The sequence below is a fragment of the Pseudomonas sp. FGI182 genome (genome assembly GCF_000511325.1).
In the GTDB taxonomy this organism is placed as follows: Bacteria; Pseudomonadota; Gammaproteobacteria; order Pseudomonadales; family Pseudomonadaceae; genus Aquipseudomonas; species Aquipseudomonas putida_Z.
In genome coordinates, this window is the sequence record NZ_CP007012.1 from 620,473 (window position 1) to 647,328 (window position 26,856).

Here is a 26,856-nt window from a genome sequence, read left to right on the forward strand (position 1 = left end):
CCGCGGGTTGCCCCGCGGCGGGTGGCGGCGATCAGTGCAAGGCCTCTTCGGCCTTCTGGATCGCGGCGAATTCCTCTTCCGGTGTACCCGCGACCAGGTGGTGGCGGCTGTAGAAAGCAAAGTAGGCAATTAATACCGCATAGATCACTGCGGCGCCAATCACCACCCGTGGGTCGACCAGGAAACCGGCGACCACGGCGATGCAGGCCAGTACCAGTGCCAGGCCCGAGGTGAAGATGCCACCGGGGGTACGGTATGGGCGCTCCATTTTCGGCCGGCGGATGCGCAGGGTGATGTGCGCGGCCATCATCAGCACGTACGACAGGGTAGCGCCGAACACCGCCACCAGGATCAGCAGGTCACCCTGGCCGGTCAGCGACAGGGCAAAGCCGATGATCCCGGGAATGACCAAGGCCAGTACCGGGGCCTTGCTCTTGTTGGTTTCCGACAGCTTGCGCGGCAGGTAGCCGGCGCGGGACAGGGCGAAGATCTGCCGGGAGTAGGCGTAGATGATCGAGAAGAAGCTGGCGATCAGCCCGGCCAGGCCGACCAGGTTGACGAAGCCACCCATCCAGGTGCTGCCGCCGTAGGCTTTGGACAAGGCTTCTACCAGCGGGTTGCCGGACGCTTTCAGTGCTTCGGAGCCTGCGCCGCCGGGGCCGACCACCAGGATCAGCAGGGCGAAGGCCAGCAGCACCAGCATGGCGCCTATCAGGCCGCGTGGCAGGTCACGCTTGGGGTTCTTGGTTTCTTCGGCAGCCAGCGGCACGCCCTCTACGGCGAGGAAGAACCAGATGGCATAGGGGATGGCCGCCCACACGCCGACATAGCCGAACGGCAGGAAGCTGCTGGCGCCCACGGCGTCCGTTTTGGCGATGTCGAACAGGTTGGCTGCATCAAAATGGGGCACCATGCTCACCAGGAACACGGCCAGGGCGATGGCGGCGATGGCGGTGATGATGAACATCAGCTTCAACGCCTCACCCACGCCAAAGATGTGGATGCCGATGAACACGATGTAGAACGCCAGGTAGATCATCCAGCCGCCGATGCCGAACAGTGACTGGCAGTAGGCGCCGATGAACACCGCGATGGCGGCGGGGGCGATGGCGTACTCGATGAGGATCGCCGTCCCGGTGAGGAAGCCGCCCCAGGGGCCGAAGGCACTGCGGGCAAAGCCGTAGCCGCCGCCTGCGGTGGGGATCATCGACGACAGTTCGGCCAGCGAGAAGCACATGCACAGGTACATGGTGGCCATCAGCAGGGTGGCGAGGAACATGCCGCCCCAGCCGCCCTGGGCCAGGCCGAAGTTCCAGCCGGCATAGTCGCCGGAGATGACATAGGCCACGCCCAGGCCGACCAGCAGGACCCAGCCGGCGGCACCTTTTTTCAGTTCACGTTGCTGGAAATAGTCCGAGCCGACTTTTTCGAAGTCGACGGAAGAGCCTGCCGGCGAGCCGGCGGAATGATCGCTTGGCATAGATTCACCTGTTGTTTTTCTTGGTGGCCGGACGGGTTCCGGGCCGATGGTGATGGGTACTGCAGGAAGCGAGCCAGTGGCTTTGGGGCCGCTTTGCGGCCCATCGCGACACAAGGCCGCTCCTACAAGGGGACGCGGTTCCTGTAGGAGCGGCCTTGTGTCGCGATGGGCTGCGCAGCAGCCCCAAATGCGCCGGTTTAGAAGAAGCCCAACGGATTGATGTCGTAGCTCACCAGCAGGTTCTTGGTCTGCTGATAGTGGTCGAGCATCATCTTGTGGGTCTCACGCCCGACCCCCGACTTCTTGTAGCCACCGAACGCAGCATGCGCCGGGTACAGGTGGTAGCAGTTGGTCCACACGCGGCCAGCCTTGATCCCACGGCCCATGCGGTAGGCACGGTTGATGTCGCGGGTCCACACGCCGGCACCCAGGCCGAACTCGGTGTCGTTGGCGATTGCCAGGGCTTCGGCTTCGTCCTTGAAGGTGGTGACGCTGACCACCGGGCCGAAGATTTCTTCCTGGAACACGCGCATCTTGTTGTTGCCCTTGAGCAGGGTCGGCTGGATGTAGTAACCGGTGGCCAGCGAGCCTTCCAGTTTTTCCACCTTGCCGCCGGTCAGCAACTCGGCGCCTTCCTTCTGGGCGATGTCGAGGTACGACAGGATCTTCTCGAACTGCTGTTGCGAGGCCTGGGCGCCGACCATGGTGTCGGTGTCCAGCGGGTCGCCGCGCTTGATCTGCAGCACCTTCTTCATCACCACTTCCATGAACTGCGGGTAGATCGACTCCTGTACCAGTGCCCGTGACGGGCAGGTGCATACCTCGCCCTGGTTGAAGAACGCCAGCACCATGCCTTCGGCCGCCTTCTCGATGAAGCTTGGCTCGGCTTGCATGATGTCTTCGAAATACACGTTCGGCGACTTGCCGCCGAGTTCGACGGTGGACGGGATGATGTTCTCGGCGGCGCATTTCATGATGTGCGAGCCGACCGGGGTCGAGCCGGTGAAGGCGATCTTGGCGATGCGCTTGCTGGTGGCCAATGCTTCACCGGCTTCGCGGCCAAAGCCTTGCACCACGTTGAGCACGCCTTTTGGCAGCAGGTCACCGATCACTTCCAGCAGCACGGTGATGCCCAGCGGGGTCTGCTCGGCCGGCTTGAGCACCACGCAGTTGCCGGCGGCCAGTGCCGGGGCAAGCTTCCAGGCGGCCATCAGGATCGGGAAGTTCCACGGGATGATCTGCCCGACCACGCCCAGCGGCTCGTGGATGTGGTACGCCACGGTGCCTTCGTTGATTTCCGCGGCGCCGCCTTCCTGGGCGCGGATGCAGCCAGCGAAGTAGCGGAAGTGGTCGACCGCCAGCGGAATGTCGGCATTGAGGGTTTCGCGGATCGGCTTGCCGTTGTCCCAGGTTTCGGTGATTGCCAGCAGTTCGAGGTTCTGCTCGATACGGTCGGCGATCTTCAGCAGAACGTTGGAGCGGTCCTGCACTGAAGTGCGGCCCCAGGCGTCGGCCGCAGCGTGGGCGGCATCCAGGGCTTTATCGATGTCTTCGGCAGTGGAGCGAGGGAATTCAGCGATCAGCTTGCCATTCACCGGGGAGGTATTTTCGAAGTACTGCCCCTTTACCGGAGGAACGAACTCACCACCGATGTAGTTGCCGTAGCGGCTCTTGAAGGAAACCTTCGCGCCTTCGGTACCGGGATGTGCGTAACGCATGGTGTGTCTCCTGGCTATTGTGTTTGTTAGGGAGTTGGAAAGCGTAGAGCAAAGGTTGGGCCAGCGTTTCGAGTACCAGGCAAATCAATGACTTGGCTCGGCTCTTTGGGCCTGGCCCACGGTCGCTGTGCCAGCGCCGGTACGCGCGGGGGTGACACTTTGTGCCATTTGCGACACGTAACCGGAGGGTGCATTGCAAAGCCTTCCCGGGTGGAGGATGCTGGCGGGACTCTCTATCTGCGGAGAACTACAACAATGCAGAGCAATCATTTCAGTCGCCATGCCCAGCAAGTCCATACCGTCGCGCATGGTGGGGCCGGGGAGGGCGGCAGTGACCCCTCCATCGCCCGCTCCTGGCTGCGCTGCCTGGAGGACTACCACCTCGACCCGTCGGTGATCGAGGCCCCGGTGGTGCTCGAGCATGGGCGCCTGCTGGAAAGCCGCGAGCGCCTGCGCCAGGTGCTGCAGATTGCCGACCATGAAATGAACAGCCTGCACCAGCAGCTTTCCGGTGCCGGCCATGCGGTGCTGCTGACCGATGCCCGTGGGGTGATCCTGAATTGCGTCAGCGCGCCGACCGAGCGGCGCAGCTTCGAGCGCGCCGGGCTGTGGCTGGGCGCTGACTGGAGCGAGGCGCGCGAGGGCACCAACGGCATCGGCACCTGCCTGGTCGAACGCCAGGCACTGACCATTCACCAGAACGAGCACTTCCGTGGTCGCCACACCGGCCTGACCTGCTCGGCCAGCCCGGTGTTCGACCCGCATGGCGAGTTGCTGGCAGTGCTGGATGTGTCTTCGGCGCGGCCCGACGTTTCCCGCCAAAGCCAGTTCCACACCATGGCCCTGGTCAACCTGTCGGCGAAGATGATCGAAAGCTGCTACTTCCTGCGCCATTTCGAACAGCAATGGCTGCTGCGTTTTCACCTGCAGGCCGAGTCGGTCGGCCTGTTCAGCGAAGGCCTGCTGGCGTTCGACGGTGACGGGCGCATCTGCGCCGCCAACCAGAGCGCGCTTAACCTGCTGGGCACGGTGCGTGGTGGCGTGCTGGGCAAACCGCTGGAACGCTTTTTCGCTTGCAGCCACGACGAACTGTTCAGCCGCGCCACGCCCGGTGGCAGCACGGCCTGGCCGCTGCATACCCTGGACGGGCGCCAGGTGTTCGCCAGCCTGCGTGGCAAGGCGCGCGCACCGGTGTGGTCGGTGCCGGCCGCCCAGCCGCGACCCGCGCGAGAAGTGGAGCCGCTTATCTGCCTGCTCGACCCGGCCTTGCAGAACGACTTCCGCCGCAGCGTGCGGGTGTTCGAGCGCGATGTGCCGCTGTTGCTGCGCGGCGAGACCGGCTGTGGCAAGGAGGCCTTTGCCCAGGCTGTGCACCAGGCCAGCGAGCGGCGCGGCAAGCGGTTCGTCGCCATCAACTGCGCCTCGATCCCGGAAAGCCTGATCGAGAGCGAACTGTTCGGCTACCGCGGCGGCAGCTTTACCGGTGCGCGCAAGGAAGGCATGCGCGGCAAGCTGCTGCAGGCCGATGGCGGCACCTTGCTGCTGGACGAGATTGGCGACATGCCACTGGCCCTACAAACCCGCCTGCTGCGCGTGCTGGAGGAGCGCCAGGTGGTGCCGATCGGTGGCGAGCCGCAGGCGGTCGACGTGCGCATTGTCAGCGCTACTCACCGTGACCTGCTGGAACGGGTGGAGCAGGGCAGTTTCCGCGAGGACCTGTATTACCGGCTTAATGGCCTGGAAGTGGCATTGCCTGCGGTGCGCGAGCGCAGTGACAAGGCGCAGTTGCTGGACTTTCTGCTGCGTCAGGAGGCGCAGGGAGAACCGATCGATATCGAGCCCAGGGCGCGGCAGGCACTGCTCGACTTCGCCTGGCCGGGCAACGTGCGGCAGATGCGCAACGTGCTGCGTACCCTGGTGGCACTTTGCGAAGACTCCCGGATCATGTTCCCTGATCTCCCCGCCATTCTCCGCAACGGCACCGTCCCTGTAGGAGCGGCCTTATGTCGCGAAAGGGCCGCAGAGCGGCCCCAGGGTCCCAGCCGCGCCGACCAATTTGCAGGGGCTGCTTCGCAGCCCGATCGCGACACAAGGCCGCTCCTACAGGATGCGGAGCGGCAAGCATTGTTGGAGACGCTAGAGGCAAAACACTGGCACCTCACCCGTGTCGCCGAGCACTTGGGCATCAGCCGTAATACCTTGTATCGAAAACTGCGCAAACACGGCATCACCAGGGCCGACTGAGCGAAACATCTGGTGCGATTTGTCGCGCCCTGGGCTACCCTGCCTCGATGTTTTGCGAGGTCGACCATGCATATTCACATTCTCGGTATTTGCGGCACTTTCATGGGCTCGCTGGCGGTGCTGGCCAAGGAACTTGGCCACCGCGTCACCGGCTCGGACGCCAACGTCTATCCCCCGATGAGCACCCAGCTCGAAGCCCAGGGCATCGAACTGACCCAAGGCTATGACCCGGCCCAGCTGGACCCGGCGCCAGACCTGGTGGTGATCGGCAACGCCATGTCGCGTGGCAACCCGGCGGTGGAATACGTGCTGAACAAGGGCCTGCCCTATGTTTCCGGCCCGCAGTGGCTGGCCGACCACGTGTTGCAGGGCCGCTGGGTGCTGGCCGTTGCCGGTACCCACGGCAAGACCACTACCAGCAGCATGCTGGCCTGGGTGCTGGAACATGCCGGCATGAGCCCAGGCTTCCTGATTGGCGGTGTGCCGCAGAACTTCTCGGTGTCGGCGCGCCTGGGCGATACGCCGTTCTTCGTGGTCGAAGCCGACGAGTACGACAGCGCCTTCTTCGACAAGCGTTCGAAGTTCGTCCACTACCACCCGCGCACGGCGATCCTCAACAACCTTGAGTTCGACCATGCGGACATTTTCCCCGACCTGGCCTCGATCGAGCGGCAGTTCCACCACCTGGTGCGCACCATCCCCAGCGAAGGCCTGGTCATCCACCCCACCACCGAGCTGGCGCTGGAACGGGTGATCGGCATGGGTTGCTGGACCCCGGTGCAGACCACCGGCGAAGGTGGCCAGTGGCAAGCCCGCCTGCTCAGCCCCGACGGCTCGCGCTTCGAAGTGCTGTTCGACGGCGAAGCGCAGGGCGTGGTGGACTGGGCGCTGACTGGCCAGCACAACGTCGCCAACGCCCTGGCCACCCTGGCAGCGGCACGCCATGTAGGCGTAGTGCCAGCCATGGGTATCGAAGGCCTGAGCGCCTTCAAGAGCGTCAAGCGGCGCATGGAGAAGGTTGCCGAAGTGCAGGGCGTGACCATCTACGATGACTTCGCCCACCACCCGACCGCCATCGCCACCACCCTCGACGGCCTGCGCAAGCGCGTCGGCGAGGCCTCGGTGATCGCCGTGATCGAGCCGCGTTCCAACTCGATGAAGCTCGGTGCCCACCGTGACGGCCTGCCGGAAAGCGTCAACGACGCCGACCAGGTGATCTGGTACGCCCCGGCCAACCTTGGCTGGGACCTGGCTGCAACCGCCGCGCAATGCAAAGTGCCCAGCGTGGTGGCCGACAGCCTCGAAGCGATCATCGAGCGGGTCAAGGGCCAGGCCCGTCCAGGCACCCATGTAGTGATCATGAGCAACGGCGGCTTCGGCGGCCTGCACGGCAAGCTGGCCGAGGCACTGAAGTGAGCGGGCCGGAACGCATCACCCTGGCCATGACGGGTGCCTCTGGCGCCCAGTATGGCCTGCGCCTGCTCGACTGCCTGGTGCGTGAGGACCGCGAGGTGCACTTCCTGATCTCCAAGGCCGCGCAACTGGTGATGGCTACCGAGACGGACGTGGTGCTGCCGGCCAAGCCACAGGCGATGCAAGCCTTCCTCACCGAATATACCGGTGCTGCCGACGGGCAGATCCGCGTGTATGGCAAGGAGGACTGGATGTCGCCGGTGGCCTCCGGCTCCGGCGCCCCGGCGGCAATGGTGGTGGTGCCCTGTTCCACCGGCACCTTGTCGGCGATTGCCACCGGTGCCTGCAACAACCTGATCGAACGTGCTGCCGACGTTACCCTCAAGGAGCGCCGCCAGCTGATCCTGGTGCCGCGCGAGGCGCCCTTCTCCACCATCCACCTGGAGAACATGCTCAAGCTGTCGCAGATGGGCGCGGTGATCCTGCCGGCGGCGCCTGGCTTTTATCATCAGCCGCAGACCATCGACGACCTGGTCGACTTCGTGGTGGCGCGCATTCTCAACCTGCTGAACATTCCCCAGGACATGTTGCCGCGCTGGGGTGAGCACCACTTCGGGGTGGATGATTGAAGCGAGCGCTGGCGGGTTTGCTGGCGCTGGTGCTGCTTGGTGGCTGCGCCACGGTGCGCACGCTGGATGCCAACAAGCCCGGGGCACCGGTGGTGTATGCCGGTACCCGGTTGGACTTGTATGTGATCAATGGCGGGTGCTGCCCGCGGGATCATTACGGGGCTGATGCGCCGGCGTATCCGGGGCTGGACCTGCCGGGGAGCATGTTGCTCGATACCCTGTTGTTACCGTTGTCGCTGCTCACGGCAGCCGGTGTAGGCTTCCAGGCCACCGGCGGCCTGTAAGGGCCCTTTCGCGGGTAAACCCGCTCCCACAGGTACTGCACCAGGCCTGAGATCGGTGCAACTCCTGTGGGAGCGGGTTTACCCGCGAAGAGGCCCTGGCAGGTAAAGCCTACTTCTTGCCCAACCTGCGCAACTCATCCGACTCCACAATCCGCACCCCGTCCTCTTCCTCCAGCGCCAGCCGCCACAGCGCCCGGGCCAAGGTACAAGCCTCGATCCCCCGATACTTTCCGGGTATCAGCTTGGCAAACGGCGAAGCCAACTGTTCGCTGAGCCGCGGCTCGACCCGCTCGCCCAGCAGCAACGATGGCCGCACGATGGTCAGCTGCGGCCAATCCTGGGCCTTGAGTGCCTCTTCCATCTCGCCCTTGACCCGGTTGTAGAAAACCGACGATTTCGGGTCGGCGCCCAGGGCACTGACCACCAGCAGATGCCGTGCGCCCAACTCCCGGGCGCGCTTGCTGAACGCCACCACCATGTCCAGGTCCACCGCGCGGAAGGCCGATTCGGAACCGGCCTGCTTCAGCGTGGTGCCCAGGCAGCAGTAGGCGATATCGACCCGCCCTGCCAGCTGTGGAAGGAACACCGCCGGGTCGCCTACCGGGTTTTCCAGGTGCGGGTGCTCGGCCAGTGGCCGGCGGGTTGGCGCCAGTACGCGGGTGATGGTGGGCTCGTTGAGCAGGCGGTCGAGCAGGTGTTCACCTGTCAGACCCGTGGCACCGGCAAGCAGGACATGCTGAGGCGTCAAATACATGATGTCTCTCCCTTGTTACACACAAGCTTAGTGGTTGCCGGGCGTTTGCGCCTGTTCCCCCACGTTGGCCTGTGCGGCGTTACGCAATGCTTCTTCGGCCTGTTGCCGGCGCAGGTGCTGCCAGTGCTCAAGCACATTCGGCGGCGCCCACAGCTGCGGTTCAGAGGCCTCGAAACCTTCCCTTTGTTCTCTTTCGGCAACGCTGGCGCGCGCCAGTTCAAACGCCTGTTTCAGGTCGTCGGTCTGGTTCAGCGCTTCGGCGAACAGGGCATCGCCGAAGTAGGTGAAATCGGCTTCTTCCGAGCAACCGAAGGACACGCGGTCGGCCCGGGCGGCGGTCATGATCAGCGTGCGCTCATCCTTGAGCGGGGCGATATACCCCCCTGAATAGCACGCGGATATGACAATGACCTTGTCGCGGTCCTTCAGCGGTGCCAGGGCGCTGGCGAGTTCGTCGGCGGACAGGTCGGCCAGTTGCAGGCGCGGTTGGTCGAACACCAGCTGGTGGTCGTGGCTGCCATGGCTGGTGAGGTAGATGAACACCAGGTCTTCGGGGCCGCTGCGCTCGGCCAGGGTGCGGGCGGCGCGGGTAAGGTTTTCACGCGTGGCCATGGGGCGGGTGGTCATGTGATCGCGGTGGTTGACCAAGGTCACCTGGCCACGGGCGCCAAAGCGCACCTTGAGCATGTTGCTGACGTAGTCGGCTTCGCGCATGAACACGCTCTGCTGGCCATCGCCGCCCACCACCAGGCTGTACAGCTGGACTGCTGGCGCCGACCGCGGTACCCGGGCCAGCGCTTCGTCCAGCAAACGGCCCTGGTTGAGCAGCGCCAGGTCCAGCGGGTCGGGCAACAGTTTGCCGTTCTGGTCCCGTACGCGCACGCCGTTGCTCCAGGTGCCGCTTTCGACCTTGCCGTTGGTCATGATCAGCCGACCCTGGCCGTGGTAGGCATCGTTGAGGAAGCCACCGATGTACTTGCTGCCGTCGGCCAGTTGCAGGCTGCCCTGGCCCGACAGGCGCCAGTCGGCGAAGGTGCCCTTGTAGTGGCTGCCATCGCTGCCCAGCAGTTCGCCTTCGCCGACCAGCGAGCCGTCCTTGAATTCGCCGATCCACACATCACCATCGGCATTTTCGTAGCGGCCACGGCCTTCCAGGCGGTTGTCCTTGAACTCACCGATGTACTGCTCGCCGTCGACGCTGTCGTAGGTGCCGCTGCCTTCCAGCTGGCCGTTGATGAAGTGGCCGCTGAACTGGTTGCCGCTGGCATCGCTGCGCACCCCGGCACCGTTGGGCTTGCCCTTGGCGAACAGGCCCTGGTAGCGGCTGCCGTCGGCCAGTTCCAGCTCGCCGGCGCCTTCGTACAGGTCGTCCTTGAACTGGCCGCGGTAGGTCTGGTCGGCTTGCTTGAGGGTGCCTTCGCCGTCGCGGCGGCCGTGGCTGAAGGTGCCGGCATAGTGGCTGCCCGGGGTATTCAGCTCACCCAGCCCCTGGAACAGCCCTGCGGCGAACTGGCCGCGGTACACCTCGCCGTTGCGGCCGTGCCATTCGCCCTGGCCGTGCCATTGGCCGTCCTTGAAGGTACCGGCGTACCAGCTGCCGTTGGGGTAGTCGATCCGTCCCTCGCCTTGCAGCAGGCCATCGACCACCTGCCCCCGATACCGCCCACCGTCAGGCAGGCGCGCGTCCGGCGGGAGCAGCGATTCGCCATCGCCGCAGGCGGCGAGCAGCAGGACCAGGGTGACGGGGAGCAGTGAACGCATGGCGAGAACCGGGCAATAGGTCTGCCGAGTATGACGCAGAATGGGATCCTGAAACAGCGAAGGCATGTGCTGGCGCAGCTCTCGAGCCTGCACTGCATCCAAAGCTGGCACGGAACCTGTGGGAGCGGTGACTTTCAGTTTTGCGCAATACCTGTGGGAGCGGCTTTAGCCGCGAACACCGGCGGAGCCGGTGCCATGCACCGCGTCGCCTGCTTCGCGGGTGAACCCGCTCCCACAGGTTTTGCGGGGACTTTCAACTTTGCGCAATACCTGTGGGAGCGGCTTTAGCCGCGAACACCGGCGAAGCCGGTGCCAGGCACCGCGTCGCCTGCTTCGCGGGTGAACCCGCTCCCACAGGTTTTGCGGGGACTTTCAACTTTGCGCAATACCTGTGGGAGCGGCTTTAGCCGCGAACACCGGCGAAGCCGGTGCCATCCACCGCGTCGCCTGCTCGCGGGCACGCCCGCTCCCACAGGTTCCGTGTTGCCTTTGAGGTGCAATCAGCGCACTCCCGGCGAAACGATGATCTTCACGTTCTCCTCCTTGTTGTTGACCAACTCCTCGAAGCCCAGCTCGACAATCTGCTCCAGCCCGATCCGCCCGGTCACCAGCGGGCGAATGTCCAGCCTGCCGTCAGCGATGAAGGCAATCACATCGGCAAACTCGCCGTTGTACGCCAACGCTCCCAGCACCTGCTTTTCGGTGGACACCAGTTCGAAGAAGTTGAACTCGCTAGGCTCCTCGAATATCCCCACCAACACGCACTTGCCCGCCTTGCGGATGGTGTCGATGGCCAGCTTGGCCGTGTGCTTGTTGCCGATGCATTCAAAGCTTACATCCGCCCCCAGCCCGGCAGTCAGCTTGCGGATTTCCGCCAGGGCGTCGCACTGGCTGGGGTCCAGCACCACGCTGGCGCCAACCTCTTTGGCCTTGGCCTTGCGTGCCGAGGACATTTCCAGGGCGATCACCTGCGCCGCGCCTGCCGCCTTGGCACACATGATGGTGCATAGGCCGATGGTGCCGGCGCCGACCACCACCACCGTCTGGCCAAGCAGGCTACCGGCCTTCTTTACCGCATGCATGCCCACCGCCAGCGGTTCGATCAGCGCCCCGGCCTCTGCCGGGAAACCCTGCGGCAGCCGGTACAGCAGGTTGGCGGGCACGTTGACCAGTTCGGCAAAGGCGCCGTTGTTCATCAGGCCGGTGAAGGCCAGGCGCTCGCAGATGTTGTACAGGCCGTGGGTGCAGTAGTAGCAGGTGCCGCAATGCTGGCAGGCGTCCGCAGCCACCGGGTCACCGACGGCAAAACCTTCCACGCCTTCACCCAGCTTGGCGATCTGGCCGCAGAACTCGTGGCCGAGGATGCACTGGCCCTGGATGCCGGTCAGCGGGTGTGGTGCCTCCACCGGGATGAATACCGGGCCGGCGACGTATTCGTGCAGGTCGGAGCCGCAGATGCCGCACCAGTCCACCTTGATCTGTACCCAGCCGGGCGCAGGGTCGGCCGGCAGGGGCACCTGTTCGACGCGAATATCATTGCGGCCATGCCAGACGGCGGCACGCATGTGGGTGTGGCTCAGGTCATTCATTGTTGTTCTCCAGGCTCACGGAAAGGGCTTAGTGCTTGCGCAGGAACGCGAGCAGTTGCTGGTTGACCTGTTCGGCCGCCTCCATCTGCACCATGTGCCCAGCCTCGGGCAGCACCAGCACTTCAGCCTCCAGCCCTTCGGCATGGCTAGCCGGGATGATCGCGTCCTTGCCGCCCCACACCACCAGGGCCGGGTGCTGCCCGAGCACCCCGCGCAGGTCGTGGCGCTGCCGGTCGCCGTCGGCGATGGCCGATGCCAACAGGCGCAACGCGTCGTCCACCCCTTCCAGGCGCTTGAACTTGAGCATGTCCTCCAGCATCTGCCGGGTGACCAGTGCCGGGTCGGCAAACAGCTGCACCATCTGCGGCTTGAGGGCATTGCGGTTGGCGGCAGCGACGAAGCCTTGCAGGTACTGCCCGTTTATCGCCTCGCCCAGCCCGGCACTGGCCACCAGGCTCAGGCTGGCCACCCGCTGCGACGCCAGGCGCGCCACGTTCAGGCTGACCGCGCCGCCCATGGAGTGGCCGGCCAGGTGGGCCTTGGCGATGTCCAGGTGGTCGAGCAGGGCCAGCACGGTTTCGCTCAACTCATCCAGGTCGCCCCGTTGCAGGGCCTTGGCCGACTCGCCATGGCCCGGCAGGTCGAGGGCGATCACCCGTCGCTCGGCAGCCAGCGCCGGGTGGTTGAACAGCCAGTTGTTGAGGTCGCCGCCAAAACCATGCACCAACACCAGTGGCGTGCCACCTTCGCCCAGCTCGAACCAGCGCAGCAGGCGGCCCCCCACTTGCGCCTTCTGCGGGGCCGGCCCCTGGGCCTGGTCGGCGCCACCCTCGGCGACGAACTCGGCCTGGAAGCGCTGCACCACGGCATCGATTTCAGCTTCTTCGGCTTCGCCTTCCACCACCACCGCCAGCAGGGCACCGACCGGCAGGGTTTCATCCGGTTTGGCCACCTGGCGGCGCAACACTCCGCTGAACGGGGCTTCGACGCTGCTGCTGATCTTGTCGGTCTCGACGTCCAGCACCTCGTCGCCCTTGTTGATTTCGTCACCTTCCTGTTTCAGCCAGGTGTCCACCCGGCCCTCGGTCATCGACAGGCCCCACTTGGGCATGGTCAGGGTATGGATCTGGCTCATGCGGCACTCCTTGCGGCTTCGATCACTTTGCGTACCGCAGCCTCGATCTTCGCCGCGTCAGGGATGTACAGGTCTTCCAATGCATCGGAGAACGGCACGGGAGTATGCGGGGCGGTGACCATTTCGATCGGGCCCTTGAGCGCGCCGAAGGCCTTCTGTGCCACCAGCGCGCTGATGTCGGTGGCCATGGAGCAACGCGGGTTGGCTTCGTCGATCACCACCAGGCGGCCGGTCTTTTCCACGCTTTCCAGGATGCTGTCCTCGTCCAGCGGGCTGGTGGTGCGCAGGTCCAGCACCTCGCAGTCGATACCCTGGCGGGCCAGGTTGTTGGCTGCTTCCAGCGCCACATGCACCATGCGGCCATAGGTGACCAGGGTCACGTCGTCACCATCGCGCAGGAAGTTGGCTTCGCCAAACGGCACGGTGTAGACCTCTTCCGGCACCTCGCCTTGCATGCTGTAGAGCAGCTTGTGCTCGCAGAAGATCACCGGGTCGTTGTCGCGGATCGCCTGAATCAACAGGCCCTTGGCATCGTACGGCGAGGACGGGCAGACCACCTTCAGGCCGGGAATGTGCGTCCACAGCGAGGTGAGCATCTGCGAGTGCTGGGCCGCCGCGCGCAGGCCGGCGCCGTACATGGTGCGCATCACCAGCGGGGTGACCGCCTTGCCGCCGAACATGTAGCGGAACTTGGCGGCCTGGTTGAGGATCTGGTCCAGGCAGCAGCCGGCGAAGTCGACGAACATCAGCTCGCACACCGGGCGCAGGCCCTGGGTGGCAGCACCGACGGCGGCGCCGACGTAGCCGATTTCCGACAGCGGCGCGTCGAGCACGCGCCCCGGGAACTGATGGTAAAGGCCCTTGGTCACGCCCAGCACGCCACCCCAGGCGTCATCCTCGCCGGGGGCACCGGCGCCGCCGGCAACGTCTTCGCCAATGATGAACACCGTATTGTCGCGGCGCATTTCCTGGGCCAGGGCTTCGTTGATGGCCTGCTGGTAGCTGATCTTTCTTGCCATGGTGATTCTCCTGTTGTTCTTGTAATCCGCGGCTCAGGGGTAGGCGACGTAGACGTCGGTGAGCAGGTCGGCGGGCTGTGGCTTGGGATCGGACTTGGCGCGGCGCACGGCGTCTTCGATCAGGTCCTCGACGCGAGCGTCGATGGCGTCCAGTTGCGCAGCCGTGAGCAGGCCGGCGCGGGTGGTCTTGTTGCGGAACTGCATGAGGCAGTCGCGGGATTCGCGCAGGTTCTTGACTTCGTCCGGCGCGCGGTAGGTTTGTGCATCGCCTTCGAAATGGCCGTAGTAGCGGCTGAGCTTGACCTCGATCAGCGACGGGCCTTGCCCGGAGCGGGCGCGTTCGATGGCAGCACCGGCGGCCTCGTACACGGCAAAGAAGTCGAAACCGTCGATGGTGACACCGGGCATGCCGAACCCGGCCGCGCGGTCGGCGATATGGTCGCAGGCAACCGACCAGGTCGAGGCGGTGGCTTCGGCGTAGCCGTTGTTCTCGGCCACGAAGATGCACGGCAGGTTCATGATCGAGGCCATGTTCATGGCTTCGAACACGGCGCCTTCGTTGGAAGCGCCATCGCCGAAGAAGGCCACCGACACATCGTCGTTGCCCTTGATCTTGGCAGCCAGCCCGGCCCCGGCTACCAGCGGTGCACCGGCACCGACGATGCCGTTGGCGCCGAGCATGCCTTTTTCCAGGTCGGCGATATGCATCGAACCGCCCTTGCCACCGCACACGCCGGTCTTCTTGCCGTAGATTTCGGCCATCATGCCGTACACATCCACGCCCTTGGCGATGCAGTGGCCATGGCCACGGTGGGTCGAGGCGATGCAGTCGCTGTCGCGCAGGTGGGCCATCACCCCGGCCGCGGAAGCCTCTTCGCCGGCATACAGGTGGACGAAGCCGGGGATCTCGCCGGTGGCGAACTCCACGTGCAGGCGTTCTTCGAAGGCGCGGATGGTGCGCATCACTTCATAGGCATGCAGCAATTGTTCAGTACTGAGTTGATTGGACATCTTGTTGTTCTCCAGGGTTGTCTCAACACGGGTTTGCAGGGTGCAACCGGTGGCCGCGCGGTACGGCCAGCAGGTGATGGCGGGCGGCATGCGCCAGCACGGCCTCGACATCCACGCTCAACGGGCCTTGGTGATCGAGGGTGATGGTTGGGGTGTCGTGCTCGGCGAATTCGATTTCGCGCTCGCCGTCCAATGCCAGGGTGCCGCTGGCCAGGCTCAGGCGATGGGCTACGCCGGGCGTCAGTGGGCCGCTGGCGGTGATGCCGCAGCCTTGCAGCAGGCCGGGTGCCAGCGGCGCCAGCAGCGCCTGCTCGGCGCCGGGGTTCAGGCGTACCCAGGCGCCGTGCGGGTCCTGGCGCGAGACCGGGCACCACAGGCCGCACAGCGCCGAGAGGCCGATGGCATGGGGTTCGGCGAAACAGGCGAAGACTTCGCAAAGGTCCTCGCTGCGGCTCAGTGCCCGAGCGCCGATGAAGCGCTGGGGCGACACCGCCACCTCCACCAGGGCCCATTCGGCAAGCTGTTGTTCGGGCACCTTAACCAGCAGGCGCTTGTTGCGGCGCAGGCCGATGCTGGCCGGTACCCGGCCGCTGGCAAGCAGGCCACCGGCCAGGCCGGCGCTGGTGGCTTCGCGCAGTTCGGGGAAGGCATTGTTGGTGCCGGTGGACAAAGTCAGCAGCGGTACGTCACCGGCCTCGGCAGCAACTGCCTTGTGGGTGCCGTCGCCGCCAAGCACGGCGATCATCGCCACACCGCGTTCGACCATGCGGCGGGTGGCCAGGCGGGTATCGGCAACGGTCTGGGTCAGCGGCAGGTCGAGTATTTCGATGGCCGGCCAGTGCTGGTCACGGGCGACCGGGCCCTGGCTGGCCTTGAGCACGGCGGCGGCAATGCCGGTCATGTCACTGGGCAGCAGCACCTGGCCGATGCCGGTGGCACCGAAGGCGGCCAGCAGGCGCTGGATCGCCGAAGCCTTGTCGGTGCTCGAATAGAGCCCGGCGTTGGCGGTCAGGCGGCGCAGGTCGCGGCCAGAGGCAGGGTTGGCAATGATCCCGACGATCGGGGCGGGTAGCGGCATGGCGCACCTCGTATTCTTGTTTGCCAGGGCAGGAGCAAGCACGGTGCCAGCTTCTTTTGAATTGGCTGAAATGCCTGTAATAGAGCGGTTTTACTACGCTCAGGCAGGTGCTGATGGTTCTGCTGGCGAGACGCCCGGTGCCAGTGCGGGGCCGACCTTGCCGAGACGCTGAGACGCTGCGTCTCAAGCGGGCCGGTAATCACGCAGTGCTTGTCGGGGCATGCCCGGAAGCGCTTAATGGCCGGACAACGATAAAAACAGCAACGAGAACCGGAGGGCCTGAATGCTTGCCGCGAACTCCCGAGCCCATGTCGACTGCGTCAGCAGGGTGCTGAAGAATGCCGACCGCCTGCCGCAGGCGCCGGTGCCACCGCTGATCCTCGATTCATGGCGCCGTTCCATGGAGCTGTACCGCCTCGACCCCGGGTCCCAGCAGGGGCCGCGCATCCTGTCCCAAAGCCTGCTCAACGAATGCCGCGAGCGCGCCGAACTGTTCCTGCGTATCGCCAGCGATGCCGTGGCCCGCCTGCATGAGCGGGTGCGCGGTGCCGACTACTGCGTGCTCCTCACCGATGCCTTGGGGCGCACCATCGATTACCGGGTCGAGTCGGCCATCCGCAACGACTGCCGCAAGGCCGGGCTGTACCTGGGCACGTGCTGGTCGGAGGGCGAGGAGGGCACCTGCGGCGTGGCGGCGGTGTTGACCAGCAAGGCGCCGGTCACGGTGCACAAGCGCGACCACTTCCGCGCTGCGTTCATTGGCCTGACCTGTACGGCGGCACCGGTGTTCGACCCGCTGGGCGAGTTGCTGGGCGTGGTGGATGTCTCGGCCTTGCAGTCGCCGGACGACCGCCGCAGCCAGCACCTGATCCGCCAACTGGTCGAGCAGACTGCCCGCGAGATCGAAAATGCCTTCTTCATGCACAGTGCCCAGGGCCATTGGGTGATGCGTGCCCATGGCACGCCGGGTTATGTGGAAAGCCAGCCCGACTACCTGCTGGCCTGGGATGGCGATGGCCTCCTGCAGGCGATCAACAGCCTGGCGCGCCAGCGGCTGGTGGAGCACCTGGGGCGTTTGCCCGAGCACATTGGCGAGCTGTTCGACATGGACCAGCTGCGCCGCGTGAACGCATCGTCTGCCCAGCGCCTGCCGGGCCTGGGTGGGCTGTACGGCCGGGTCAGCGCACCCCGCCAGCGCCAGCGTGCGCAGCCGTTGCGCCAGGCCCAGGACGCCCGCATCGAGCAGCATTTGCGCCTGGCCACGCGGGTCAAGGACTGCAACCTGGCGGTGCTTGTGCAAGGCGAGACGGGGGCCGGCAAAGAGGTGTTCGCCCGCCAGTTGCATCAGCAAAGCCTGCGTCGCGCTGGCCCGTTCGTCACCCTGAACTGTGCGGCCATTCCGGAAAGCCTGATCGAGAGCGAGCTGTTCGGCTATGTGGCCGGGGCCTTCACCGGGGCTTCCAGCAAAGGCATGCAGGGGCTGTTGCAGCAGGCCGATGGCGGCACGCTGTTCCTTGACGAAATCGGCGACATGCCGCTGAACCTGCAAACCCGGTTGCTGCGCGTGCTGGCCGAGGGTGAAGTGGCGCCGCTGGGCGCGGCGCGGCGGGAGCGGGTGGATATCCAGGTGATTTGCGCGACCCACCGCGATTTGGCGGCGATGGTGGAGGATGGGCGTTTTCGTGAGGACCTGTACTTCCGCCTGGCCAATGCCCGCTTCGAGTTGCCGCCGCTGCGCGAGCGTGAGGACCGCTTGGGATTGATTCACCAGTTGCTGGCCGAGGAGGCCGAGGCCTGCGGGGTCGAGGTGGTGTTGGCGGATGATGCGCTGCAGGCGCTGCTGGTTTACCGCTGGCCGGGGAATTTGCGCCAGCTGCGGCAGGTGTTGCGCTATGCCTGTGCGGTGAGTGAGGGCGGGCGGGTACAGGTGCAGGACCTGCCGCAGGAAGTACGTGGCGAGGTGGTCGCTTCGGCGGAAAGCAGCATGTCTTGTCCGGCCCGGCAGTTGCTGCTGGATGCGCTGATCCGCCATCGCTGGAAGCCGGCCGATGCGGCGCGGGCTTTGGGGATATCGCGGGCGACCTTGTACCGGCGGGTGCATGAGCACCACATCGAGATGCCGCGGATGAAGGGGTAGGGTCCTGGGGGCGCGTTGCGCCCCTTTCGCGACACAAGGCCGCTCCTACAGGCACAGCGCCAGCCCAAGGATTGCGCGATCTCCTGTAGGAGCGGCCTTGTGTCGCGATGGGCCGCAACGCGCCCCCAGGATCCCCCAGGCAATAAAAAACCCCGGCACAAGTCCGGGGTTTCGGTACATCACACTACGCGATCACTCCTGGCTAGCCAGTTTGTGCTCGAGGTAGTGAATGTTGACGCCGCCTTTGCAGAAACCTTCATCACGCACCAGGTCGCGGTGCAGCGGGATGTTGGTCTTGATGCCGTCGACGACGATCTCGTCCAGGGCATTGCGCATGCGCGCCATGGCTTCGTCGCGGTCCTTGCCGTAGGTGATCAGCTTGCCGATCAGCGAGTCGTAGTTCGGCGGAACCGAGTAACCGCTGTACAGGTGCGAATCCACACGCACGCCGTTGCCGCCCGGGGCGTGGAAGTGCTTCACCTTGCCTGGGCTCGGAATGAACTTCTTCGGGTCTTCGGCGTTGATACGGCATTCCAGCGCATGGCCACGGATGACCACGTCTTCCTGGCGGAACGACAGCTTGTTGCCAGCGGCGATGCTCAGCATCTCCTTGACGATGTCGATACCGGTCACCATCTCCGACACCGGGTGCTCAACCTGCACGCGGGTGTTCATCTCGATGAAGTAGAAGCGGCCGTTCTCGTACAGGAACTCGAAAGTACCCGCACCACGGTAGCCGATCTCGATGCACGCATCGACGCAGCGCTTGAACACTTCCTGACGGGCTTTCTCGTCGATGCCCGGGGCTGGCGCTTCTTCCAGTACCTTCTGGTGACGGCGCTGCAGCGAGCAGTCACGGTCGCCCAGGTGGATGGCGTTGCCCTGGCCGTCGGACAGTACCTGTACTTCCACGTGACGTGGGTTGGTCAGGAACTTCTCCAGGTAGACCATCGGGTTGCCGAAGGCTGCACCGGCTTCGGTACGGGTGAGCTTGGCCGAGGAAATCAGGTCCTCTTCCTTGTGCACCACGCGCATGCCGCGACCACCACCGCCACCGGCGGCCTTGATGATCACCGGGTAGCCGACGTCACGGGCAATCGCCAGGGCGACTTCTTCATCTTCCGGCAGCGGGCCATCGGAGCCCGGCACGGTCGGTACGCCCGACTTGATCATCGCGTCCTTGGCCGAAACCTTGTCGCCCATCAGGCGAATGGTGTCGGCTTTCGGGCCGATGAAGGCGAAACCGGATTTTTCCACCTGCTCGGCGAAATCGGCGTTTTCCGCCAGGAAGCCGTAGCCCGGGTGGATCGCGGTGGCGCCGGTCACTTCGGCGGCAGCGATGATCGCCGGGATATGCAGGTAGGAATCCTTGGACGATGCAGGGCCGATGCAGACCGACTCGTCTGCCAGGCCCAGGTGCATCAGTTCACGGTCGGCAGTGGAGTGCACGGCGACGGTCTTGATACCCAGCTCTTTGCAGGCACGCAGGATCCGCAGGGCAATTTCCCCGCGGTTGGCGATCAGGACTTTTTCGAGCTTCCCAGACATCGTTGGCTCTCCGCGATTCAAACGACGGTGAACAGCGGCTGGTCGAACTCAACCGGCTGGCCGTCTTCTACCAGGATGGCGTCGATGACACCGCCAACATCGGCTTCGATGTGGTTCATCATCTTCATGGCTTCGACGATGCACAGGGTGTCGCCTTTCTTCACGGTCTGGCCAACTTCAGCGAAGTTCGGCGAGGTCGGCGAAGGCTTGCGGTAGAAGGTACCTACCATCGGCGAGCGGATCACGGTGCCTTTCAGGGCCGGGGCAGCGGCAACGGCTTCAGCGGCCGGAGCGGCAGCGGCGACCGGGGCAGCAACAGGGGCAGCGGCTACCGGAGCCGGTGCGAAGTACTGCTGGGCAGCTGGGGTCTTGCTGTGACGGCTGATACGGACCGACTCTTCGCCTTCCTTGATCTCCAGTTCGTCGATGCCAGACTCTTCCAGCAGCTCGATCAGTTTCTTGACTTTACGGATATCCATTAATCATCAACTCCCAAAGGTTCGGTCAGGGGGCGAAATACAAAAAAACGTATCTGAAACGTTTCTCTCGAACCCTGGCCCACTGAGGCCAGGGTTTTCATCATTTGGGCTGTGCGTTGGCAGCCAGTTGTTCCAGCGCGGACTCCAGGGCCAGGCGATAACCGCTGGCGCCCAGGCCGCAAATCACCCCTACGGCAACATCGGAAAAGTAGGAGTGGTGGCGGAACGGTTCGCGTTTGTGCACGTTGGACAAGTGCACTTCGATGAATGGGATGCTCACCGCAAGCAATGCGTCACGTAATGCGACGCTTGTGTGGGTGAAAGCAGCCGGATTGATCAGGATGAAGTCCACACCCTCGTTGCGTGCGGCGTGAATGCGGTCGATCAGTTCGTATTCGGCGTTGCTCTGCAGGTACTGCAGATGGTGGCCTGCGGCGCGGGCACGTTGCTCCAGGTCCTGGTTGATCTGGGCCAGGGTCACGGCGCCGTAGTGGCCAGGCTCGCGGGTACCGAGCAGGTTGAGGTTGGGGCCGTGGAGCACCAGTAGCGTTGCCATCTGCGGATTCCTTGGATTTGTAGGGCAATTCGACACAGCGCGGCGAGTGTGCCGTAAAGCGACGGCAAGTGTCCAGTTCCCGGCAATAGCCAGCACGATGTCCGAGGTTCGCGCGAAGTATGTGACCAAATAATTAAATTTGGTCACTGATTACAGGATTTTTCACAGCTCGCGGGAAGTTATAGACCGACTTTGCCGCGCACGCGTGTCAGAATTTGCGCGAATTCACCGGCATTTATCTCGCCAATGACCCGATCAGCGGTTATTTCGCTACCGTTCGCGGCAAAGAACAACAGGGCGGGAGGGCCGAACAGCTGGTAGCGGTCGAGCAGGCTGCGTTGTTCGGCATTGCTTTCGGTGATGTCGAAACGCAGCAGCTTGAAGCCAGCCAGTTGCGCTTGCACCTGTGGGGCGGTGAGCACCTCGCGCTCGATCACCTTGCAGCTGATGCACCAGTCGGCGTACCAGTCCAGCAGTACCGGCTGGCCGGCCGCCTTGGCCTGGGCCAGGGCTGCGTCCAGTGCGGCGGGGGTAGTGATGGTCTGCCAGCTATCCGCCTGCACCGCCGGCCCGTTGCCGGTGGCCACAAGGGTTGCCGGCGGCAGCGGGCGCAGTGGGTCGCCGTGGCCGCTGAGGGCGCCGTACCAGCAGGCCAGGGCGTACACCAGCAAGGCCAGGCCGAGCAGTTGGGCCAGGCGCTGGCGCGCGGTCTTGACGACAAATTCGAGGGCACCGAGGAACAGCGCCACGCCAGCGGCGAGGAAACCGACCAGCAGCAAGGTCAGCGGGCCTGGCAGCACACGGCTGAGCAAACCGATGGCCAAGCCCAGCAGCAGGACGCCTATGGCGTTCTTCACCGAGTTCAGCCAAGGGCCGCTTTTCGGCAGCCAGGCCGCGCCACCGGTAGCCACCAGCAGCAATGGTGCGCCCATGCCCAGGCCCAGGGCGAACAGCTTGAATGCGCCGCCCAGGGCATCGCCGCTGGCGCTGATGTACAGCAACGCACCGGCCAGCGGCGCCGACACACAGGGCGAAACCAGCAGGCTGGAGAGTACGCCCAGTATTGCCGCGCCCAGCAGCGAGCCGCCCCGGGTGTGGCTGGCGACATTGTTCAGGCGGTTGCTCAGGGCTTGCGGCAGTTTCAGTTCGAACAGGCCGAACATGGCCAGGGCGAACACCACGAAGAACAGCGCGAAGGGCACCAGCACCCAGGCCGATTGCAGGCGCGCCTGCAGGTTCAGGCCGGCGCCGAACAACCCCATCAACGCACCGAGTACCGCGAAGCTGGCCGCCATCGGCAGCACATAGGCCAGCGACAACGCCAAACCGCGCAGGCCGCCAGCCTGGCCGCGCAGCACCACGCCGGAAAGGATCGGCAGCATCGGCAGCACGCAGGGGGTGAACGTCAGGCCGACCCCGGCGAGGAAGAACAGCAGCAGCGACCTCCAGGTCCAGGCGTGTTCAGCGCTGGCCGGGGTGCTTGCGCCGCCTTCGCCATCGATGCTCAGGCGTTCGGTTTCCGGCGGGTAGCACAGGCCTTTGTCGGCGCAGCCCTGGTAGCCCACCAGCAGGGTGAAGGCACGCGAGTCGTTGCGCGGCAGTTCGATATCGAGCACGCCGTGGTATACCTCGACATCACCGAAGAACTCATCGTGCTTGGCCTCGCCCTTGGGGATGCTTGGTGTGCCCAGGGCAATGTCGGCCGGTTCGGTGCGGAACTGGAAGCGGTGGCGATAGAGGTAGTAGCCGTCGGTAGCGACGAAGCGCAGCTTGATGGTTTGCGCATCGGCCTGGACCAGGCTGAGCTTGAAGGCCTCGTGTACCGGCAGGAAGTCGGCGTTGTTGGCCAGCGAAGCTGCGCCGAGGGTGGCGCTGGGGCGGTTGTCGAGCAGGCCCGTGGCGAAGGCAGGGCTGGCCAGCAGCAGGAACAGCAGGAAAAACAGGCGGCGCATGGCGGACTCGCGAGGTGGAACGTGCTGGGCATGATAGCGGAGTTGGTGCAGGTTGGGGCCATGCTGGTGGCGGGGGCGACACATGGCCGCTGGCTCATGTGCTGCCTGTGCCGGCCTCTTCGCGGGCATGCCCGCTCCCACAAGGACCGCGCTGCTGCTGGGTTCGATGGGATGCCTGTACCGGCGATAGGGCCGGTACATGTCAACGAAAAGCCTGAAGCAGCGAGGTTCCTGTGGGAGCGGGCATGCCCGCGAAGAGGCCGGTACAGGCCAACCTAGACTCTGAAGGCCCGCACCGCCCGGTTCAGTTCACCACCCAGGCTCAGCAGCTGCTCGCCTTGCTCGCGCCCCTCGCCAATGCGCTGCAGGTTGTCCTCACCCAGCTCATGAATCCGCTCGCTGTGGTCGCGAATCTCGCTCACGGCACCACTCTGCTGCGCCGTGACATCGGCAATCCGCACCGCAGTGTCCGAAATGGTGCGAATGGCACAGACGATCTCGTCCAGCGCCCCGTCCGCCGCCTGGGCCTGGTTGGCCGTGGCCTCGGCATGCTCAAGCTGCGCACGCATCCCGGCCACCGAACTTCTGGCTGCCTGCTGCAAGCGGTCGATCAGTGCCTGAATCTCGCCGGTCGCTCCGGTGGTGCGCTGTGCCAGCGAACGCACCTCATCGGCTACCACGGCGAAACCACGGCCCATCTCACCGGCGCGGGCCGCTTCGATCGCGGCATTCAGCGCCAGCAGGTTGGTCTGCTCGGCAATCGAGCGGATCACCGTCAGCACACCACCGATGGTGGCCGACTCCTCCGCCAGTTGTTCGATCATGCGGGCGTTGCCCTGCACCTCGTCGACCAACTCACGCAAGCCCGACAGGCTCTGGCCGATCACCGCCTGGCCCTGCTCCACTGCACGCCCGGCATCGCGGCTGGCGTCGGCTGCGGCACTGGCGTCGCCGGCCACTTGCTGGATGGTTGCTTCCAGCTCACCCAAGGCATCGCGGATCTGCCCGGTGTCGCCGGCCTGGCGTTCGGCGCCGTCATGCAGGGCGGCGCTCATGCCGGCCAGGGCGTGGCTGCTGCCAGCCACCTGCTCGGCGTTGTGGCGGATGGTGCCGACCAATTCCACCAGGTATTGGCGCAGGCGGTTGAGCGATTCCTGGATGTCGCGCAGTTCGCGGTTGGTCCTGCCCAGGGCGATGGCCTCGGCGAAGTCACCCTCGGCCCAGCGCGAAAGGGCCGGGGCCAGGCCGGTCAGGGTGCGCGCCAGGCGGCGTTGCAAGGTGTCGATCAGCAGGGCGATAAGCAGGATCAGGCCGATCATCAGGCCCTGGATGATGCGCACTTCGCCGGCAATTTTCCCATGCTGGGCGCGTACCTCGGGCTCCAGCGCCGCAATGGCCTGTTGCACGGCCTCCAGGCGTTGGCCGGTGCTGGCCGCCAGGGCGACGCGGCGCTCGATCTGTTCGCGGGTGCGCTGCAGTTCGGCCGGGTAACGGCCGAGCAGGCTCTGCAGTTCGCGCTTGAGGCCGACGGCAATGTCTTCCTGCTGGGCGCTGGCCTGGGTTTCCAGGCCCATCATCGCGGCGAAGTCGTCGGCACCGGATTCGGCGCTACGGGTTACGCCCAGCAAGGGCAAGGCGTCGATCGCCTGGGCCTGTGCACGGATCAGTTGCAGCTCGCGCTCCACTTCGTCGGCCAGCTCCGGGCGGCCGCTGCTGACCAGCTTGTCCCGGGCCAGCGACAGGCGACCGAGGTGCACGGTGGCGTCGAGCAGTGGCACCAGGTAGCGGTTGGCGTCGGCGCTGCCGCTGTCGCGGGCGTAGCCGGCCAGTTGTTCGAAGTTGGCACCCAGTTCCCGCTCGGCCTGCAGCAGCAGGGCTTGCGGGTCACCGGCCAGCTTGCCGGCGGCCAGCAGCTCCTCGGCGGTAAAGGCTTGCAGGCTGTCCAGGCTGGGGCGCAGTTTGTCGGCCAGTTCGCTGGGCCATTCGGCCAGCGCGGCCTGCAGTTGCTGGTTGGCCTCCATCGCCGCGGCGTGGCGCAGGGCATCGCCACTGCCCAGGTACGCCTGGATGTTGCGGGCCGCCTGGTTCTGGAACTGCTGGGACAGGCCCAGGTAGCGCTCCATCAACTGGTAGGGGCGCTCAAGGGCCCGCTGCGACCACCAAAGGGTGGCGCCCAGGGCGATACACACGGTTACCAGCAAGAGGGTGTTGAAATTGGTCAGCCACTTCAGGCGCATAGCCGCGAGCTTCCTGCGGGGAGGGGAGAGGTCGGTGGCTGAAGTTATTGCGATTTTGTGACGGGGTGATGACGACAGGGGGTTGGCGCCATAAAAAAAGTGGCACAGTGCCTGTATCTGTATTGCCTGTACTGGCCTCTTCGCGGGCTCGCCCGCTCCCACAGGATATCTACCAGACCTGAATGCAGCGTAATCCCTGTGGGAGCGGGCAAGCCCGCGAAGAGGCCGGTACAGGCGAAGAACTCAGGGCTCTACACGCACCACGCAATTACGCCCGGCATGCTTGGCCCGATACAGCGCCTCGTCCGCCGCACTGGCCATGGTCAGCGCATCCAACCCCTCATCCATTTGCACCACCCCGGCACTGAAAGTGCACTGCAAGTCCCGCGGCTGCGCCGGGTAGAGAATCTCGGCAAAGCGCCGGCGGATTTCGTCCAGCACCTTGTGCGCCGCGTCCAGCGCGGTATTGGGCATGACAATGGCGAACTCTTCACCACCGTAACGGCCAATGAAATCGGTCTTGCGCAAGCGCTGCTTGAGAAACAGCGCCAGGCTCTTGATCACCCGGTCGCCCATGGGGTGGCCGTGGCGGTCGTTGATCTTCTTGAAGTGGTCGATGTCGAGCATGGCAAAGCTCAACGGCTGCTGCTCGCGACGGGCGCGGAAGCTGCAGTCTTCCAGCAGTTGCAGGATGTGGGTGTGGTTGTACAACCCGGTCAGGCTGTCGCGCACCATGCGCGCCTTCAGGTGCCGGGCGCGGGCGGCGCGGTTGCGCACGGTGGTGATCAGGTGGCGTGAGCGAAATGGTTTGGTCAGGAAGTCATCACCGCCTTCGCTCATGGCATCCAGTTGCTTGTCCAGGTCGTCCTCGGCAGACAGGTAGATGATTGGCACGCTTACATAACGGTCGCTGTGGCGGATCACCTTGGCCAGCTCAGGGCCGGTGCAGGCCGGCATGTACAGGTCGAGGATGATCAGGTCGGGCTGGAAGTCGGCCAGCTCGGCCATGGTGCGGATCGGGTCGGTCAGGCTGCGGGTGAGCATGCCGGCGCCGGCCAGCACGCGCTCGGTGTACAGCGCCTGGGTGCGCGAGTCGTCGATGATCAGCACGCGCAACGGGTCGTGCTGGGTGGCATTGGTCAGCAGTTCGACCTTTTCCAGCAGGCTGGAGGCTTCCAGGGTGCCGGTGAGGAAGTCCTGGCCACCGGCGCGCACGGCGGCCAGGCGGGTCGGGGTGTCGGTTTCGTGGTGGCTGAAGAACAGCAGCGGTATATGCCGGGCCAGCCCCTGCTGCACCTGGGCAGCCAGCAGCAGGCCTTGGCCAGCACCGTTGAAGTCGACATCCATGATGATGGCCGAAGGCGGGTATTCGCCGATCGAGGCCAGAAACGCCGCGGCACTGGCCAGCGCCTGCGCCACCAGGCCAAAGAATTCCAGTTGCTGGGCCAGGCGCTGGGCACGTTCGTGGTCCTGCAGCAGGATGTACACCGGCTTGCGCAGGGGCGGCAGCAGCACCTGGTCGAGCGGGTCGTCCTTGCGCAGGCCGCTACGCGTCAGCTGTTGGGCGGGGCACAGCGGGCTCGGCTCGGCTGCTTGGCTCATGTCCTGGCTACTTGTAGGTTGGGGTGTGCAGGGGCAATGATGGCTCTATGCTAGCAGTTCTTTTCAGGCGCGTGAGTGCGCTGCATCAACAAAGCGGCCAGAACGAATATTCAGTTGCTGACCGATTGGTCGCTTATGCGTAAGGCGGTGTCTGCTTTATAGTGCTGCCACGCGGGCTTGCCGTGGCACCCTGGCGCAGGCCTGTGGTCCAAGCCCCTGAACCGTCGTGA

Annotated in this window: 20 protein-coding genes; 5 read left to right on the top strand and 15 right to left on the bottom strand. The window is 65.0% G+C overall.

Features of this window, described 5'->3' with window-relative positions; genetic code table 11:
* Nucleotides 1-31 precede the first annotated feature (31 nt).
* Nucleotides 32-1,480, bottom strand: coding sequence for an ethanolamine permease (gene eat / locus C163_RS02790; RefSeq protein WP_025337550.1), 1,449 nt, complete (start codon nt 1,478-1,480; stop codon nt 32-34).
* Nucleotides 1,481-1,677: 197 nt separating this feature from the next.
* Nucleotides 1,678-3,198 (bottom strand): aldehyde dehydrogenase family protein, encoded by a 1,521-nt coding sequence (locus C163_RS02795; RefSeq protein ID WP_025337551.1) that lies wholly within the window; start codon nt 3,196-3,198, stop codon nt 1,678-1,680.
* Between the two features lie 255 nt (nt 3,199-3,453).
* Between C163_RS02795 and C163_RS02800 the strand changes: the two genes are divergently transcribed.
* From C163_RS02800 to C163_RS02815, 4 genes are all read left to right on the top strand, one after another.
* Nucleotides 3,454-5,442 carry a sigma-54-dependent Fis family transcriptional regulator gene (locus C163_RS02800; protein ID WP_025337552.1) on the top strand — a complete coding sequence of 663 codons (1,989 nt, stop codon included), beginning with the start codon at nt 3,454-3,456 and terminating at the stop codon, nt 5,440-5,442.
* 66 nt (nt 5,443-5,508) lie between these two features.
* Nucleotides 5,509-6,858: a UDP-N-acetylmuramate:L-alanyl-gamma-D-glutamyl-meso-diaminopimelate ligase gene (mpl, locus tag C163_RS02805; RefSeq protein WP_025337553.1), complete on the top strand. Its 1,350-nt coding sequence runs from the start codon at nt 5,509-5,511 to the stop codon at nt 6,856-6,858.
* Nucleotides 6,855-7,484 carry a flavin prenyltransferase UbiX gene (ubiX, locus tag C163_RS02810; RefSeq protein ID WP_013970698.1) on the top strand — a complete coding sequence of 210 codons (630 nt, stop codon included), beginning with the start codon at nt 6,855-6,857 and terminating at the stop codon, nt 7,482-7,484. Before mpl ends, ubiX begins: the two co-directional genes overlap by 4 nt.
* Complete coding sequence (locus tag C163_RS02815; RefSeq protein ID WP_025337554.1) at nt 7,481-7,768, top strand: YceK/YidQ family lipoprotein; 288 nt, start codon at nt 7,481-7,483, stop codon at nt 7,766-7,768. The genes ubiX and C163_RS02815 overlap by 4 nt, the downstream gene beginning before the upstream one ends.
* Before the next feature lie 109 nt (nt 7,769-7,877).
* On the opposite strand, the gene C163_RS02820 is transcribed toward C163_RS02815, so the two are convergent.
* The 7 genes from C163_RS02820 to C163_RS02850 all read right to left on the bottom strand — a co-directional run bounded on the left by C163_RS02820 (nt 7,878) and on the right by C163_RS02850 (nt 16,115).
* Nucleotides 7,878-8,522, bottom strand: coding sequence for an oxidoreductase (locus tag C163_RS02820; protein ID WP_025337555.1), 645 nt, complete (start codon nt 8,520-8,522; stop codon nt 7,878-7,880).
* A 27-nt stretch (nt 8,523-8,549) separates the two neighbouring features.
* Nucleotides 8,550-10,283 carry a C13 family peptidase gene (locus tag C163_RS02825; protein WP_025337556.1) on the bottom strand — a complete coding sequence of 578 codons (1,734 nt, stop codon included), beginning with the start codon at nt 10,281-10,283 and terminating at the stop codon, nt 8,550-8,552.
* 500 nt (nt 10,284-10,783) lie between these two features.
* Nucleotides 10,784-11,848, bottom strand: a complete 1,065-nt coding sequence (locus C163_RS02830) for a 2,3-butanediol dehydrogenase (protein ID WP_230386520.1) — start codon at nt 11,846-11,848, stop codon at nt 10,784-10,786.
* Between the two features lie 52 nt (nt 11,849-11,900).
* Nucleotides 11,901-13,007, bottom strand: a complete 1,107-nt coding sequence (locus C163_RS02835; protein ID WP_025337558.1) for an acetoin dehydrogenase dihydrolipoyllysine-residue acetyltransferase subunit — start codon at nt 13,005-13,007, stop codon at nt 11,901-11,903.
* On the bottom strand, nt 13,004-14,026 hold the full coding sequence (locus C163_RS02840) for an alpha-ketoacid dehydrogenase subunit beta (RefSeq protein ID WP_013970705.1): 1,023 nt from the start codon (nt 14,024-14,026) through the stop codon (nt 13,004-13,006). The genes C163_RS02835 and C163_RS02840 overlap by 4 nt, the downstream gene beginning before the upstream one ends.
* Before the next feature lie 33 nt (nt 14,027-14,059).
* Nucleotides 14,060-15,037 carry a thiamine pyrophosphate-dependent dehydrogenase E1 component subunit alpha gene (locus tag C163_RS02845; RefSeq protein WP_025337559.1) on the bottom strand — a complete coding sequence of 326 codons (978 nt, stop codon included), beginning with the start codon at nt 15,035-15,037 and terminating at the stop codon, nt 14,060-14,062.
* 22 nt (nt 15,038-15,059) lie between these two features.
* The gene (locus C163_RS02850) at nt 15,060-16,115 is read right to left on the bottom strand and encodes an ATP-NAD kinase family protein (protein WP_025337560.1); all 1,056 of its coding nucleotides are present in this window, start codon (nt 16,113-16,115) and stop codon (nt 15,060-15,062) included.
* Between the two features lie 283 nt (nt 16,116-16,398).
* Between C163_RS02850 and C163_RS02855 the strand changes: the two genes are divergently transcribed.
* Nucleotides 16,399-18,252, top strand: coding sequence for a sigma-54-dependent Fis family transcriptional regulator (locus C163_RS02855; RefSeq protein WP_025337561.1), 1,854 nt, complete (start codon nt 16,399-16,401; stop codon nt 18,250-18,252).
* A 192-nt stretch (nt 18,253-18,444) separates the two neighbouring features.
* Here C163_RS02855 and accC read toward each other — a convergent pair whose 3' ends face one another.
* The 6 genes from accC to C163_RS02885 form a co-directional block, all read right to left on the bottom strand.
* Nucleotides 18,445-19,800 carry an acetyl-CoA carboxylase biotin carboxylase subunit gene (gene accC, locus C163_RS02860; RefSeq protein ID WP_003257054.1) on the bottom strand — a complete coding sequence of 452 codons (1,356 nt, stop codon included), beginning with the start codon at nt 19,798-19,800 and terminating at the stop codon, nt 18,445-18,447.
* Nucleotides 19,801-19,817: 17 nt separating this feature from the next.
* Nucleotides 19,818-20,279 (bottom strand): acetyl-CoA carboxylase biotin carboxyl carrier protein, encoded by a 462-nt coding sequence (gene accB, locus C163_RS02865; RefSeq protein ID WP_025337562.1) that lies wholly within the window; start codon nt 20,277-20,279, stop codon nt 19,818-19,820.
* A gap of 100 nt (nt 20,280-20,379) precedes the next feature.
* Nucleotides 20,380-20,835, bottom strand: a complete 456-nt coding sequence (gene aroQ / locus C163_RS02870) for a type II 3-dehydroquinate dehydratase (RefSeq protein ID WP_003255330.1) — start codon at nt 20,833-20,835, stop codon at nt 20,380-20,382.
* A 179-nt stretch (nt 20,836-21,014) separates the two neighbouring features.
* Complete coding sequence (locus tag C163_RS02875; protein WP_025337563.1) at nt 21,015-22,787, bottom strand: protein-disulfide reductase DsbD; 1,773 nt, start codon at nt 22,785-22,787, stop codon at nt 21,015-21,017.
* A 275-nt stretch (nt 22,788-23,062) separates the two neighbouring features.
* Nucleotides 23,063-25,024 (bottom strand): methyl-accepting chemotaxis protein, encoded by a 1,962-nt coding sequence (locus tag C163_RS02880; RefSeq protein WP_025337564.1) that lies wholly within the window; start codon nt 25,022-25,024, stop codon nt 23,063-23,065.
* Nucleotides 25,025-25,267: 243 nt separating this feature from the next.
* Nucleotides 25,268-26,626, bottom strand: a complete 1,359-nt coding sequence (locus C163_RS02885; RefSeq protein WP_025337565.1) for a diguanylate cyclase — start codon at nt 26,624-26,626, stop codon at nt 25,268-25,270.
* Nucleotides 26,627-26,856: the final 230 nt, after the last annotated feature.

Coding starts and splice junctions, on each gene's coding strand:
- eat (WP_025337550.1), bottom strand. CDS start 1,480: ATGCCAAGCGATCATTCCGCCGGCTCGCCGGCAGGCTCTTCCGTCGAC.
- C163_RS02795 (WP_025337551.1), bottom strand. CDS start 3,198: ATGCGTTACGCACATCCCGGTACCGAAGGCGCGAAGGTTTCCTTCAAG.
- C163_RS02800 (WP_025337552.1), top strand. CDS start 3,454: ATGCAGAGCAATCATTTCAGTCGCCATGCCCAGCAAGTCCATACCGTC.
- mpl (WP_025337553.1), top strand. CDS start 5,509: ATGCATATTCACATTCTCGGTATTTGCGGCACTTTCATGGGCTCGCTG.
- C163_RS02820 (WP_025337555.1), bottom strand. CDS start 8,522: ATGTATTTGACGCCTCAGCATGTCCTGCTTGCCGGTGCCACGGGTCTG.
- C163_RS02825 (WP_025337556.1), bottom strand. CDS start 10,283: ATGCGTTCACTGCTCCCCGTCACCCTGGTCCTGCTGCTCGCCGCCTGC.
- C163_RS02830 (WP_230386520.1), bottom strand. CDS start 11,848: ATGCGTGCCGCCGTCTGGCATGGCCGCAATGATATTCGCGTCGAACAG.
- C163_RS02835 (WP_025337558.1), bottom strand. CDS start 13,007: ATGAGCCAGATCCATACCCTGACCATGCCCAAGTGGGGCCTGTCGATG.
- C163_RS02840 (WP_013970705.1), bottom strand. CDS start 14,026: ATGGCAAGAAAGATCAGCTACCAGCAGGCCATCAACGAAGCCCTGGCC.
- C163_RS02845 (WP_025337559.1), bottom strand. CDS start 15,037: ATGTCCAATCAACTCAGTACTGAACAATTGCTGCATGCCTATGAAGTG.
- C163_RS02850 (WP_025337560.1), bottom strand. CDS start 16,115: ATGCCGCTACCCGCCCCGATCGTCGGGATCATTGCCAACCCTGCCTCT.
- C163_RS02855 (WP_025337561.1), top strand. CDS start 16,399: ATGCTTGCCGCGAACTCCCGAGCCCATGTCGACTGCGTCAGCAGGGTG.
- accC (WP_003257054.1), bottom strand. CDS start 19,800: ATGTCTGGGAAGCTCGAAAAAGTCCTGATCGCCAACCGCGGGGAAATT.
- accB (WP_025337562.1), bottom strand. CDS start 20,279: ATGGATATCCGTAAAGTCAAGAAACTGATCGAGCTGCTGGAAGAGTCT.
- aroQ (WP_003255330.1), bottom strand. CDS start 20,835: ATGGCAACGCTACTGGTGCTCCACGGCCCCAACCTCAACCTGCTCGGT.
- C163_RS02875 (WP_025337563.1), bottom strand. CDS start 22,787: ATGCGCCGCCTGTTTTTCCTGCTGTTCCTGCTGCTGGCCAGCCCTGCC.
- C163_RS02880 (WP_025337564.1), bottom strand. CDS start 25,024: ATGCGCCTGAAGTGGCTGACCAATTTCAACACCCTCTTGCTGGTAACC.
- C163_RS02885 (WP_025337565.1), bottom strand. CDS start 26,626: ATGAGCCAAGCAGCCGAGCCGAGCCCGCTGTGCCCCGCCCAACAGCTG.